Source organism: Sphingomonas rhizophila (assembly GCF_014396585.1).
Lineage (GTDB): Bacteria > Pseudomonadota > Alphaproteobacteria > Sphingomonadales > Sphingomonadaceae > Sphingomicrobium > Sphingomicrobium rhizophilum.
In genome coordinates this window covers 1,101,834-1,114,318 of sequence record NZ_CP060717.1, presented here as the reverse complement: position 1 = coordinate 1,114,318, position 12,485 = coordinate 1,101,834, and the positions used below count along the sequence as shown (strand labels likewise).

Annotated in this window: 13 protein-coding genes and 1 pseudogene; 8 read left to right on the top strand and 6 right to left on the bottom strand. The window is 65.1% G+C overall.

Going from position 1 to position 12,485, the window contains the following annotated elements; all coding sequences use genetic code 11:
* Positions 1-6 precede the first annotated feature (6 nt).
* Positions 7-429 carry a nucleoside-diphosphate kinase gene (ndk, locus tag H9L12_RS05510; protein WP_187542952.1) on the top strand — a complete coding sequence of 141 codons (423 nt, stop codon included), beginning with the start codon at positions 7-9 and terminating at the stop codon, positions 427-429.
* Here the strand turns inward: ndk and H9L12_RS05505 are convergent, their stop codons facing one another.
* From H9L12_RS05505 to purM, 4 genes are read right to left on the bottom strand one after another with little or no spacing between them, the layout of a single operon-like run.
* Complete coding sequence (locus H9L12_RS05505) at positions 430-867, bottom strand: DUF6265 family protein (protein ID WP_187542951.1); 438 nt, start codon at positions 865-867, stop codon at positions 430-432.
* A gap of 24 nt (positions 868-891) precedes the next feature.
* Positions 892-1,401 (bottom strand): hypothetical protein, encoded by a 510-nt coding sequence (locus H9L12_RS05500; protein WP_187542950.1) that lies wholly within the window; start codon positions 1,399-1,401, stop codon positions 892-894.
* Between the two features lie 41 nt (positions 1,402-1,442).
* Positions 1,443-2,402, bottom strand: coding sequence for a phosphoribosylglycinamide formyltransferase (gene purN / locus H9L12_RS05495; protein WP_187542949.1), 960 nt, complete (start codon positions 2,400-2,402; stop codon positions 1,443-1,445).
* The gene (gene purM / locus H9L12_RS05490) at positions 2,395-3,498 is read right to left on the bottom strand and encodes a phosphoribosylformylglycinamidine cyclo-ligase (protein WP_187542948.1); all 1,104 of its coding nucleotides are present in this window, start codon (positions 3,496-3,498) and stop codon (positions 2,395-2,397) included. Before purM ends, purN begins: the two co-directional genes overlap by 8 nt.
* Positions 3,499-3,559: 61 nt before the next feature.
* Between purM and H9L12_RS05485 the strand changes: the two genes are divergently transcribed.
* The 6 genes and pseudogenes from H9L12_RS05485 (at position 3,560) to H9L12_RS05460 (ending at position 9,016) form a co-directional block, all read left to right on the top strand.
* Positions 3,560-4,792 (top strand): heavy-metal-associated domain-containing protein, encoded by a 1,233-nt coding sequence (locus tag H9L12_RS05485; RefSeq protein WP_187542947.1) that lies wholly within the window; start codon positions 3,560-3,562, stop codon positions 4,790-4,792.
* Entirely contained in the window at positions 4,789-5,163 is a 375-nt protein-coding gene (locus H9L12_RS05480; RefSeq protein WP_187542946.1) for a P-loop NTPase family protein, read from the top strand. The genes H9L12_RS05485 and H9L12_RS05480 overlap by 4 nt, the downstream gene beginning before the upstream one ends.
* Positions 5,124-5,417, top strand: a complete 294-nt coding sequence (locus H9L12_RS05475) for an HdaA/DnaA family protein (RefSeq protein WP_187542945.1) — start codon at positions 5,124-5,126, stop codon at positions 5,415-5,417. The genes H9L12_RS05480 and H9L12_RS05475 overlap by 40 nt, the downstream gene beginning before the upstream one ends.
* Positions 5,414-7,560: pseudogene (locus H9L12_RS05470) on the top strand (RNA degradosome polyphosphate kinase). The gene H9L12_RS05475 and the pseudogene H9L12_RS05470 overlap by 4 nt, the downstream one beginning before the upstream one ends.
* The gene (locus tag H9L12_RS05465) at positions 7,557-8,297 is read left to right on the top strand and encodes a Ppx/GppA phosphatase family protein (RefSeq protein WP_187542944.1); all 741 of its coding nucleotides are present in this window, start codon (positions 7,557-7,559) and stop codon (positions 8,295-8,297) included. The pseudogene H9L12_RS05470 and the gene H9L12_RS05465 overlap by 4 nt, the downstream one beginning before the upstream one ends.
* Positions 8,267-9,016: a hypothetical protein gene (locus tag H9L12_RS05460; protein WP_187542943.1), complete on the top strand. Its 750-nt coding sequence runs from the start codon at positions 8,267-8,269 to the stop codon at positions 9,014-9,016. The genes H9L12_RS05465 and H9L12_RS05460 overlap by 31 nt, the downstream gene beginning before the upstream one ends.
* Here the strand turns inward: H9L12_RS05460 and H9L12_RS05455 are convergent.
* Positions 9,013-9,315 (bottom strand): I78 family peptidase inhibitor, encoded by a 303-nt coding sequence (locus H9L12_RS05455; RefSeq protein ID WP_187542942.1) that lies wholly within the window; start codon positions 9,313-9,315, stop codon positions 9,013-9,015. The two genes, H9L12_RS05460 and H9L12_RS05455, sit on opposite strands and share 4 nt — an antisense overlap.
* A 27-nt stretch (positions 9,316-9,342) precedes the next feature.
* Positions 9,343-10,542, bottom strand: a complete 1,200-nt coding sequence (gene rnd, locus H9L12_RS05450) for a ribonuclease D (protein WP_187542941.1) — start codon at positions 10,540-10,542, stop codon at positions 9,343-9,345.
* Positions 10,543-10,651: 109 nt separating this feature from the next.
* Between rnd and aspS the strand changes: the two genes are divergently transcribed.
* Positions 10,652-12,439 (top strand): aspartate--tRNA ligase, encoded by a 1,788-nt coding sequence (aspS, locus tag H9L12_RS05445; protein ID WP_187542940.1) that lies wholly within the window; start codon positions 10,652-10,654, stop codon positions 12,437-12,439.
* Positions 12,440-12,485: the final 46 nt, after the last annotated feature.

The window sequence follows — 12,485 nt, the reverse complement described above, 5'->3', positions numbered from 1 at the left end:
CCTTCCATGGCGGTCACCCGCACCTTTTCGATCATCAAGCCCGACGCCACCCGCCGCAACCTGACGGGCGCCGTCACCAAGATGCTGGAGGAAGCGGGCCTGCGCGTCGTCGCGTCGAAGCGCATCCACATGACCCGGGAACAGGCCGAGGGCTTCTATGCCGTTCACAAGGAACGCCCCTTTTTCGGCGAACTGGTCGACTTCATGATCAGCGAGCCGGTCGTCGTCCAGGTCCTGGAAGGCGAAGACGCCGTCCAGAAGAACCGTGACGTCATGGGCGCCACCAACCCGGCTGACGCCGCGGAAGGCACCATTCGCAAGACCCACGCCCTGTCGATCGGCGAGAACAGCGTCCACGGCAGCGATAGCGACGAGAATGCGGCGATCGAGATTCGCCACTTCTTCAACGACGACGAAATCGTCGGCTGATTATCGGGTGGGGCTGTCGCTCCGGCGATAGCTCCACCGATTGGCCTTGCTGCCGTCGGCCAGGGAGATTTCCGCTTCCAGGCCGTCGGCGGTTCGGCGGTAGACGATCCGCTGCGGATAATCGTGAGCGGCATTGATTACTTCGAACTCCGTCGCGGTGGCCCGGACCGCCGGAAAGGCGGACGAAGGGACGCCCTTGGGCGACGCGTGGAACGTTGGCTTGCCGTCCGCGCCGCGATCGATCCGCATCCATTCCCACATCGTCACGCGATCCCCGCGACCCGAGCGCGCTGATCCCAGCATCATCCCGCCACGCGTGGTGCTCCAGCACTCCTCGGTCCACTCACCATCCTGTTCGGAGGTCCAGCAGCCCGAAAGGAAGGCCGGCATCGGCATTTGTGCCGGTGTATCGGCGAGGAACAGCAGCAGTGCGATCAAAGATGGTCCCCCGTCCTTGCTGGTCTAGCCGCGTGAAAAACCGGTGATCCTGAGGTCGCGGCCATCGAAAATGCCGCCGTTCGTCCAGCGAAACCGGATGCGGTAGCTGCCCTTGCTCGACTTGTCCTCGCCCGCCTCGACGTAATGGATGGACATCGTCACCGGCAACAAGTTCTCGGCGCTGTTGTCGCCCGGCTTATCCACCAACCTCTGGAGGTCTGACGCCGAGACTTCGCCGTCGCTGCCGATATCGACCGACTTGCCATTCGCGGTCAGCGTGGCCCGGTCGAGGGAATGGCCAGTCTCTATGGGTGACAGGGTCAGCGTCTTGCCATCGTCCGAAACCGTGCCGCGAAGAGCGATCGGGATGGCTCGCGTTCGTTCGGCGACCGGATCCGGCTCCCGTTCCTTGTCGCCGCCCCAGCTGTTCCACAATGCGAGGCCCGAAATGATCAGGCCGGCGACCGCGACGAATTCGCCGAGGTTGATCCAGCGACGGCGAACCGCCCGCGCTTCGGGTGACGTATCGGTCATGACGCCGGGTTAGCTTGTCGCGCGGACGGCGTCACCACGCTTCAGAACTCGTCGGCGATCCGCCGCAGCTTGGTCAGCCGGGGCCGGGCGCAGGCGTTCCAGCTACGCTCGAGCCAGTCCGCCACCTGGTCCCAGTCGATGTCGCGGCGGTTGAGTTTCAACGCCAGCCAGCCCGACGCGCCGTAATATTTGGGCCAGTAGTAGAGTTCGGGCTGAGCTTCGATCAGGCCGGTCATTTCGTCCGGGCCGCTCGCCTTGACCAGCAAGCCGACGGCGTCTTCGCCATGATGGCGGTCGGCGAGGATGGCGAACAGCTTTCCTTTCTCGCCGCCGACGGTCCAGCCCGGCGACCCGTGGCTGGTCTTTCGACCAATTTCGGGAAGCTGCCGGGCCAGCCGGTCCACCTGCGCTTCGATCCAGCCGGCATCGAACGGCCGGGCGGCGTATTCGGCGAGCACCCGGGGATAAAGCTGATGTTCGGCGATGAGCACTCGCTCGGCAAGGGTTTCGGGTGTGTCGCCATCGAGGACCGCGACCTCGACCTGGCCGAGTGTTTCCCCGGAATCGAGGTCCGACGTGACGAGGTGCACCGTCGCGCCGGTGCTGTCTTCGCCGGCGGCGAGGACCGCGGCGTGACTTCCGAGACCCTTGTGGCGCGGCAGTAGCGACGGGTGGATGTTGATCATCCGGCCCTGCCAGCGGTCCACGAAGGCGTCCGGAATGATGCGCATGAAACCTGCCAGGGCGACAAGGTCGACCTTGGCGCTGTCGAGCGCGGATTGAAGTTCGTCCCAGTATCCCTTGCCAAGCGCGCGCGCATCGAGGGGTGTGACTTCCACCCCTTCAGCCTTCGCGAGCGCCAGGCCCGGTGCGTCGGGCCGGTCGCCGCTGACCAGCGCGACTTCGTAGGGACAGTCGTTGGCGCGCGCGGCATAGATCAGGGCCGCCATGTTCGAGCCGCGGCCTGAAATCAGCACCGCGACGCGGCCGCGATCAGCCATGATGGCTCGCCGACCAGTCCTCGCGGGCGCTCCAGGTCCCGGCCGGCCCGCGCACCGTGCAACCAGCATGGCCCGTCTCGACGCGGCCGATGACGTGAACTGATTCCCCGGCCGCCACCAGCGCCGTCCTGACCGCGTCGACGTCGCCTTCGCGAACTACCGCGACCATTCCAATCCCGCAGTTGAATGTCCGCGCCAGTTCGGCCGGTTCGATCGAACCTCCGGCCTGCAGGAAGGCGAACAGCGGGGGCAGCGGCCACTGGCCGGCATCGACCACCGCATGTGAACCTTCGGGCATAACCCGCGGAATATTTTCGAGAAGTCCGCCACCGGTAATGTGGGCCAAGGCAGCAATACGCCCGTCCCGAACGAGGGGCAGCAGGCTCTTCACGTAGATCCGCGTCGGCTCCAGCAGCAGGTCGCCGAGCAACCGTTCCTGATCGAACAGTGCCGGGCGGTCGAGCTTCCAGCCCTTGTCGGCGATCAGGCGACGGACCAGTGAGAATCCATTGGAGTGGACGCCGCTGCTGGCGAGCCCAAGCAGCACGTCGCCAGGTTCGACTTTCGTACCGGTGAGCACCTTGGCGCGATCGACGGCGCCGACGCAGAAGCCGGCGAGGTCATAGTCGCCGTCCGCGTACATGCCCGGCATTTCGGCGGTTTCGCCACCGATCAGGGCGCATCCGGCCTGGCGGCAACCGTCGGCGATCGATGCGACGACTGTCTGCGCCACCTCGGGGTCGAGCTTCCCTGAAGCGTAATAGTCGAGGAAGAACAGCGGCTCGGCGCCCTGGACGATGAGGTCGTTGACGCACATCGCCACTAGGTCAACGCCGACGCCATCATGCTTGCCGAGATCGATGGCCAACTTGAGCTTCGTACCGACACCATCATTGGCAGCGACCAGCAGCGGATCGTCGTAGCCAGCGGCCTTCAGGTCGAAGAAGCCGCCAAAACCACCCAGTTCTGCGCTCGCCCCGGGACGAGCCGTCGACTTGGCCAGTGGGCCGATCGCTTTGACCAGCGCGTTGCCGGCCTCGATCGACACGCCGGCGCCGGCGTAGGTGTAAGGGTTGTTGTCGCGGCTTTCGGTCATGGAAACGCCGCCTAGCCACAACGCGCTTGGATTTCCACGCCGTTGTCGCCAAAAGCGCCCCATGCCTTCGCCGCGGCGCACCGCCTTCCTCACGATCACCGCCGTCGCCGCGCTTGCCGTCGGCGGCGCTTTGGTCGCGCAGATGGAATCGGGGGACCGGGGAATTCCGCCGATCGACAGCAGCGGGACCCTCGAAATCACCGGTATCCATGTCGATGTCGGTGGCAAGACCGGCGCCGAAGCGCGCTATGCCGGCTGGCGCGTCGCCCAGCGCGAGGGCTTCAAGGCGATGTGGGCAAAGAGCCGTGGCCGCCCGGTCAGCGAAGCGCCCAACCTGCCCGATTCGGTGCTCGATGGCTTGGTCAGCTCGATCATCATCGAGCGCGAGCAGATCGGGCCCAACCGCTACATCGCCGACCTAGGCATCCTGTTCGATCGCGCCCGGGCGGGAGAAATGCTCGGCGTGGCCGGACAGGTGCGGCGGTCGGCGCCGATGCTGCTCATCCCGGTGATGATCAGCGCGGGCAGCCCGGTTGCCGTTGAATCGCGCAATCCCTGGCAGCGGGCATGGGCGCAGTTCCGAACCGTCCAAAGTCCGATCGACTATGTTCGAGTCTCTGGCACGGGGGTCGATCCGCTGCTGGTCAACGCGGCGCAGGTCCGTCGCCCCGGTCGTGCCTGGTGGCGGAACATCCTCGATCTCTATGGGGCGGCCAATGTGTTGGTCGCCGAGGTCGAACTGCGGCGGCTTTATCCCGGCGGACCATCGATCGCGCGCTTCACCGGAAGCTTCGGCCCGGATCGGCAGTTGCTCGGCTCTTTCGAACTCACTGCCAAGGACAGCGCCGACCTTCCGCGCATGATGAACGAGGGCGTTCAGCGGATGGATGCCTTGTTTGCGCAGGCCGCTGCCGCCGGCATCGTTCGCGGCGACCCGTCGCTCATCATCGTCCCGCCGCCTCCGCCCGTCGAGGAGAAGGAAGCGGTCAAGCCGACGGGTCCCGATACTGCCATCCAGCTGATCGTCGAGACACCCGACCCGGCTTCGCTGCAGGCGGCCATCGGCTACATCCGCAACACGCCGGGCGTTCAGGCCGTGACCGAACGCAGCCTTGCGTTTGGCGGAACGAGTACGCTGTTCGTCACCTATGCCGGGGATATCGACGCGCTGCGCAATGCGCTGCTGGCCCGCAACTGGAACGTGAGCCAGGCGGGCGGGACACTGCGTATTTCGCGACGCCCGGCGACCTTGCCGTCGGCGCCGCCATCGCCCCAGGGAAATCCGTCGCCGTGACCCGTGCGCCGGATCAGATCGCGCTCCCGCTCGACTGGCCGCAACATCAGGACGACAGTCGATTCCTTGTGTCGGACGCGAACCGGGCGGCGTTCGAACATTTTCAGCGCTGGACGATGTGGCCGGTGAAGGCGACGATTCTGACCGGGCCGCGCCGGTCGGGGCGGACATTGCTTGCCCGGGGGTTCTGCAACCGCGTCGGCGGGAAGCTGATCGACCAGGCCGAGCATCAGGACGAAGAGATGCTGTTCCATGCCTGGAACGCGGCGCAGGAAAGCGGGCGCCCCTCGTGCTGGTCGCCGACGGTGCGCCGCCATTTTGGGAACCGCGATTGCCGGACCTTCGCACGCGCCTGGCGGTTACCCCGGTGACGACGATCCAGCAGCCTGATGACGCCCTGTTTCGCGGCATCATCGCACAGCTGTTCGCGGACCGGGGCCTGCACATCCCCGAGGAAGCGCTTGTCTTCGTCTCGTCACGGATCGAACGCAGTTATTACAATGCCGAACGCATCGTCGAAGCCATCGATCGCTTCGCCATCGCCGAACGGTTACGGCTGACGATGCCGACCATCCGCCGTGCGTTGGGCGAGGGCGGCCTGATCGACCATCGAGGCGCCGCATGACCAAGACCGCGATCATCGCCACTGATCCTTCGCGCTTCTTCAATCGCGAGCTCTCGTGGCTGAGTTTCAACCTGCGGGTGCTGGAAGAGGCGACGAACCCGTCGCATCCGCTGCTCGAGCGGCTTCGCTTCCTGTCGATCTCCGGGTCCAACCTCGACGAATTCTTCATGACTCGTGTCGCGGGCCTGACGGGTCAGCAACTTCGCGGGATCGAGGATCTGTCCGCCGACGGCCGGACCCCCACTCAGCAACTGGAAGCGATCGCCACCGAAACCGATCAGCTTGTCGTCGCCCAGCAGGCCGAATGGATGGTACTTCGTGAGGCGCTTTGCGAGGCAGGGCTCGAAGTCATCACCGCCGGCCAGTTGACGACGGCCGAAGCGCAATGGCTGACCGATCACGTCCGGGAGCAGATCCTGCCGGTGCTGACTCCGCAGGCGATCGACCCGGCGCACCCGTTTCCGTTCATTCCCAACCTGGGCTTCAGTCTTGTCTTCTCGATGACCCATGGCCGGGCCAAGGAAGCAGTGACCGAATTGCTGATGATCCCGTCGACAATGCCGAGGTTCATCCGGCTCCCCGAACGCCGGGGACGGTCAGGTACATCGCAATCGAATCCGTTATCGAAGCCCACCTCGACCAGCTTTTCCCGGGTTTCGAGCTCAAGGCGTCCGGCGCGTTTCGGCTGCTTCGCGACAGCGACATCGAGGTGGAGGAGGATGCCGAAGACCTCGTCCGCTACTTCCGCTCGGCGATCAAGCGCCGCCGTCGCGGTCGGGTCATCCGACTGGAATTCTCAGCCGACACGCCGCCGGACCTGGAGGCCCAGGTACGCGAAGGTCTTGGCGCAAAGTCGGCGCTGGTCACCGAAAGCGCCGGAATGATCGGGCTGACCGACCTGTCCCAGCTGGTGGAGATCGACTTCCCGCAGCTCAAATTCGCCCCTTACACCCCGCGGTTCCCGGAGCGGATCCTCGAAAGCAGCGGGGACAGCTTCGCTGCGATCCGAACCAAGGATTTCATCATTCACCACCCGTACGAAAGTTTCGAGGCGGTGGTGGCCTTCCTGACCCAGGCCGCGGAGGACCCTGACGTCGTTGCCATCAAGCAGACGCTTTACCGCGCCGGCAAGCAGTCGGCGATCGTCGATGCGCTGGTGGCCGCTGCGGAGGCCGGCAAATCGGTGACGGCGGTCGTGGAGCTGAAGGCCCGTTTCGACGAAGAGCAGAATCTCCTGTGGGCCAGTCGCCTGGAGCGGGCCGGCGTTCAGGTCATCTACGGCTTCGTCGAATGGAAGACGCACGCCAAGGTATCGATGGTCATCCGCCGCGAAGGCGAGCGGATGCGGACCTACTGCCACTTCGGTACTGGCAACTACCATCCGACGACGGCCAAGATTTACACTGATCTCAGCTTCTTCACCGCTTCGCGTCGGGCTGCGCGGGATGCAGCCAAGCTGTTCAACCTGATCACCGGCTACGTTCAGCCACGCGGCCTCGAACTGTTGACGCTCAGCCCTCGAAACCTTCGTGAAAAATTCCTGTCGTTGATCGACGCGGAAATCGCCAACGCCAAGGAAGGCAAGCCAGCGGCGATCTGGGCGAAGATGAACAGCCTGGTCGATGCAGCGATCATCGACCGCCTCTATGCCGCCAGTGCCGCCGGCGTGACGATTGAGTTGATCGTTCGGGGCGTTTGTTGCCTTCGTCCGGGCGTTTCCGGCCTGTCGGACAACATCCGGGTGAAGTCGATCGTCGGTCGCTTCCTGGAGCATAGCCGGATTTTCGTCTTCGCCAATGGCGCCAAGCTGCCGCACAAGGGTGCGAAAGTGTTCATTTCTTCCGCCGACTGGATGCCGCGCAACTTCGATCGGCGCGTTGAATTCCTGCTCCCGCTGGAAAACGCCACCGTCCACGCCCAGGTCCTCGACCAGGTCATGGTCGCCAACCTGATCGACAACGAGCAAAGTTGGACGCTTGGCCCCGACGGCAGTTACTCGCGCGTCAAACCTGGCAGGCGGCACTTCAACCTACACCAATATTTCATGACCAACCCGTCGCTGTCGGGGCGGGGACATGCGCTCGCCGGCAAGGAGGTTCCCAAGCTTCGCCTCGTCCAGCGCGGCATCGGTGACCTTCGATGAGTGACCGGCGTTTCCAGCCAGTGGGGATCATCGACATCGGCTCCAACTCGGTGCGCTTCGTCGCCTATGGCGGCGCGCCGCGCGTGCCGACCAACCTGTTCAACGAGAAGATCACCGCGGCGCTGGGAAAAGGGCTCGCCAAGAACGGTGCGCTCGATGAAGTCGCGGTTGCCCGCACCCTGGAGGCACTGGCCCGCTACCGTCGATTGGCCCGCGAGATGGGCCTGAAGAAGATCCACACCGTGGCGACCGCGGCGGTTCGGGAAGCGAGCAACGGTCCGGCCTTTCTGAAGCAGGTGACCGCGCTCGGCCTGAAGCCGCGGTTGCTTTCCGGCGCCGAGGAAGCCGAACTCGCGGGGCTGGGGGTCATCTCGGCGATCCCGCGCGCGAACGGGGTCGTTGCCGACCTCGGTGGCGGGAGCCTGGAGCTCGTCGGTGTGGCCCGTGACGCGGCGGGCGAGGGGGTGTCCCTGCCGCTCGGTGTCCTGCGCATCGGTGCCGAGCCGGACCGCAAGGCGCTCCGGAACCAGATCGCGGAGGGCCTGCAAGGAACGCGCCTGGGGAGTGCCGCCAGGGGCCACTCCCTCTACCTCGTCGGTGGCTCGTTCCGCGCGCTCGGGCAACTGGACCTGCGAAGCAGCGGCCATCCCTTGCCGATCGTTCACCAGCATGTCCTTCGCCCGAGCGGCTCAAGGAGATCGGGGCCGTGGTCGCCGGGTCGAGCACCGCCGAACTGAAGGACCGCTTCGGGCTGTCGACGACGCGCCTGGCGGCCATGCCGGCAGCGATTGCGATCCTCGAAACTATGGTCGAGTTGCTCGGTCCCAAGCGGACCGTCATTTCCGCGTTCGGCCTTCGCGAGGGATTGCTCTATCGCGACCTCGATGCCGCCACTCGTGCCGAAGACCCGTTGCTTGCGGCGGCGCTGGAAATTGGCGAGCGCCTGGGCAGGTTCGGCGATCATGGCGCGGCGCTGGATCAATGGATTGCGCCGCTGTTCCTCGACGATGATCATGACGCCAAGCGGTTGAGACTGGCCGCCTGCCTGCTCGGCGATATCGCCTGGAATGCCCATCCCGACTACCGGGCCGAACGCGCCGTCGACCTTGCCATCCACGGCAATTGGGTGGGCATCGATGCGCGCGGGCGAGCGATCCTCGGCCGCACCTTGTGCACGGCGTTCGGCGGCGACACGGCTCCGTCGTCGATCGCGTCGCTGCTCGGTCCGGAGGAAGAGAAGCGAGCGGTAGCGTGGGGGCGCGCCCTCCGCCTGGCCCAGCGCCTTTCGGCAGGAACGGAACCGGTCCTTCGACGGACGTCACTGGCGCTGAAGAAGGGCAAGATCGTGCTGACGATCGCGCCACGAAGCGCCGAACTGCACGCGGAAGCGGTGGACAGGCGATTAAAGCAGCTCGGCGTATCGCTCGGTCGGGAGACTGAAGCGGTGATCGCCTAGCCGCAGGAAGCGGACAGCACCTTGTTGGCCGGGTCGAGCCGAACCGTCAGTCGGTCCGCCCGGTATTCCATGGTCACCATCGCGCCATGCGGCACCCAGCGGAGAGTCCGCGCGCCCGACGCGGCAAGCATCTGCGTGCCGAGGTCCTGAGTCGCCTTTTGCCCAACAAAGGCACCCAACGCGTCATTGCTGCAACTGCCGTCAAGAGCGGGCGGGATCGCCGGATCGCTGGTCGGCGTCACGGCCGCGCAGGCCGCGAGCGACAAGGTGATGAAGAAAATCGAACCGGCAACACGCATGAAGTGCTCCACAAGGACATTGGGGGCTCAATCCTGCGGGGCGGGCTCCGGTTCCACGGACGCCGCTGCCCGTGTCATCTTGAGCTTGCCGTTTTCGATCGCGAAGGCGAGTTGACCCTCGACGAGGGCGAGCGCGTCGCGGCCGAATTGCTCGAATCGCCAGCCCGACAGGATTCCGAGGTCGGAGCGAACGCCGGCCGCCAACGCCTCGATCTCGTCGGTCCTCGCAATCAATTTGGACGCAACTCCAACTTCCTTCGCGCGGATCTTGAGCAGCAGTTTCAACAGGTCGCTGACCAGCGCCCCGTCCTTGGTCAGGCCGGGGCGGCGCGGTTCGCGACTGGGGAGGTCATCGACCCCGAGCGGCTCGGCCGTGCCCAAGGCCGACATCAACCGGGCGCCGATGTCGTTGCCACGCCAGCCTGCCGAAAGTCCGCGCACCTTGCCGAGATCGTCCTGCGTCTTGGGCGGATGAGACGCGAGCTCAGCGAGCGTATCGTCCTTGACGATCCGGCCGCGCGGCAGGTTCTTGCCCCGCGCTTCCGATTCCCGCCATGCGGCAAGCGCTTTCAATCGGCCCAGAACAGCCGGGTTGCGCGTCGGCAGCTTGAGCCGCTTCCAGGCGTCTTCGGGGGCGAAGGCAAAGCTCGACGGATCGGCCAGGCGCTCCATCTCGTCATCGAGCCAGTCGCCGCGTCCGGTCTTGCGGAGCTTGGCCACCATCTTCGGGAAGATCGTCGCGAGGTGGGTGACGTCGGCGATGGCATAGTCGATCTGGCGCTTGTCGAGCGGGCGGCGCGACCAGTCCGTGAAGCGCGCACCCTTGTCGAGGCTATGGCCCAGCATGCTTTCGACGAGGTTCGAGTAGCCGATCTGCTCGCCATAGCCGAGCGCCATGGCCGCGACCTGCGTGTCGAACAGCGGCACCGGCAGCTTGCCGGTCAGGTTGTGGACGATTTCGAGGTCCTGACCACCGGCGTGGAAGACTTTCAGTACCTCGTCGTTGTCGACCAGCAGGTCGAGCAGCGGCTGCATGTCGAGCCCGTCGGCCAGCGGATCGATCGCCGCGGCTTCCTCGACACTGGCAATCTGCAGCAGGCAGAGCTCCGGCCAGTAAGTGTTCTCCCGCATGAACTCGGTGTCGACCGCGACGAAGTCGTGGGTAGAAAGACGCTCGACCAGGGATTTGAGTTCGTCGGACTTGGTGATCAGCTTGTGGATTTTCATGTTGCGCGGGCCATAGCGAGGTGCGCGCGCCTTGACAAAGCGAACCTCCCAAGGTGAAGCGGCCCGGCGAAATTTCCGCCTTCCTGCCAATCTTTCTGCGAGCTTACCGATGCACGCCTACCGTACGCACACTTGCGCTGACCTGCGCGCCACCGATGTCGGCTCGTCCGTCAAGCTGTCGGGCTGGATCCATCGCAAGCGCGACCATGGCGGCGTTTTGTTCATCGACCTTCGTGACCACTACGGGCTCACCCAGGTCGTGGCGGCGGCGGGGAGCGATGCGCTTAAGCTGCTCGATTCGCTGCGTGCCGAATCGGTGGTGACGATTACGGGCGACGTCGTCGCTCGCGAGGGCGGGGCGGTGAATGCCAAGCTGGCGACCGGGGACATCGAAGTCATCGCTCGCCAGGTCGAAGTCCAGTCGTCCGCCGCCGAACTGCCGATGCCGGTAGCCGGAGAGCAGGACTATCCCGAGGAAATCCGCCTCAAGTACCGCTACCTCGACCTTCGGCGGGAGCGGCTGCACGCCAACATCCTGCTGCGGTCAAAGGTGATCGCCTCGATCCGCCGCCGGATGATCGACCAGGGCTTCACCGAGTTCCAGACTCCGATCCTGACCGCGTCGTCGCCGGAAGGTGCGCGCGACTATCTAGTCCCGAGCCGGGTTCATCCGGGCAAGTTCTACGCGCTCCCGCAGGCGCCGCAGATGTTCAAGCAGTTGCTGATGGTCGCCGGCTTCGACCGCTATTTCCAGATCGCCCCCTGCTTCCGCGACGAGGACGCTCGCGCCGACCGCAGCCCGGGCGAATTCTACCAGCTTGATTTCGAGATGAGCTTCGTCACTCAGGACGACGTCTTCGCGGCGATCGAGCCGGTCCTCTCGGGCGTGTTCGCCGAATTCGCCGGTGAGCGGTCGGTGACTCCGGCGGGTGAATATCCGCGCATTGCCTACAAGGACGCGATCCTGAAGTATGGCAGCGACAAGCCGGACCTTCGCAACCCCATCCTGATTCACGACGTTGGCGACCATTTCGCCGGGTCGGGCTTTGGGCTGTTCGCGGGTATGGTCGACAAGGGCATGAAGGTTCGCGCGCTTGCGGCGCCGGGCACCGCCGAGAAGAGCCGGAAGTTCTTCGATGACATGAACGAGTGGGCGCGCGGAGAAGGGTTCGCCGGGCTCGGTTACGCCACCCGCAAGGGCGGGGAGTGGGGCGGTCCGATCGCCAAGAATCACGGCAGCGAAGGCATGGACCGGATCGCCGAGGCGATGGGCCTTGGTCCGGACGACGGCATCTTCTTCGCCGCCGGCAAGGAAGCAGACGCGGCCAAGCTGGCAGGCCTGGCGCGCACCCGGGTCGCCGAACAACTCGACCTGATCGAGAAGGGCGCGTTCCGATTCTGCTGGATCGTCGACTTTCCGATGTTCGAATATAATGACGATCAGAAGAAGATCGACTTCAGCCACAATCCTTTCTCGATGCCGCAGGGCGGGATGGAGGCGCTAGAGGGCAAGGACCCGCTCGATATTCTGGCGTGGCAGTACGACATCGTCTGCAACGGCGTGGAACTGAGCTCGGGCGCGATCCGTAACCACCGCCCGGACATCATGTACAAGGCGTTCGAGATCGCCGGCTACACGCGCGAGGAAGTCGACACCAACTTCCCAGGCATGATCGGCGCGTTCAAATATGGCGCCCCGCCGCACGGCGGTTCGGCGCCCGGCATCGACCGGATCGTGATGCTATTGGCCGATGAGCCGAACATTCGCGAGGTCATCGTCTTCCCGATGAACCAGAAGGCGGAGGACCTTCTGATGAACGCGCCCGCCGAGGTTACGTCGAAGCAGCTGAAGGAATTGTCGATCCGCATCGTCGCCGACGGCGCGCCCAAGCCCTGACTGTCCCATCCGCAATCGATCGCGCGATTGCGGATGATTTTCGGTT

Bases quoted from the DNA above. Each gene is read 5' to 3' on its own strand.
- ndk (WP_187542952.1), top strand. From the start codon at position 7: ATGGCGGTCACCCGCACCTTTTCGATCATCAAGCCCGACGCCACCCGC.
- H9L12_RS05500 (WP_187542950.1), bottom strand. From the start codon at position 1,401: ATGACCGATACGTCACCCGAAGCGCGGGCGGTTCGCCGTCGCTGGATC.
- purN (WP_187542949.1), bottom strand. From the start codon at position 2,402: ATGGCTGATCGCGGCCGCGTCGCGGTGCTGATTTCAGGCCGCGGCTCG.
- purM (WP_187542948.1), bottom strand. From the start codon at position 3,498: ATGACCGAAAGCCGCGACAACAACCCTTACACCTACGCCGGCGCCGGC.
- H9L12_RS05485 (WP_187542947.1), top strand. From the start codon at position 3,560: ATGCCTTCGCCGCGGCGCACCGCCTTCCTCACGATCACCGCCGTCGCC.
- H9L12_RS05465 (WP_187542944.1), top strand. From the start codon at position 7,557: ATGAGTGACCGGCGTTTCCAGCCAGTGGGGATCATCGACATCGGCTCC.
- H9L12_RS05455 (WP_187542942.1), bottom strand. From the start codon at position 9,315: ATGCGTGTTGCCGGTTCGATTTTCTTCATCACCTTGTCGCTCGCGGCC.
- rnd (WP_187542941.1), bottom strand. From the start codon at position 10,542: ATGAAAATCCACAAGCTGATCACCAAGTCCGACGAACTCAAATCCCTG.
- aspS (WP_187542940.1), top strand. From the start codon at position 10,652: ATGCACGCCTACCGTACGCACACTTGCGCTGACCTGCGCGCCACCGAT.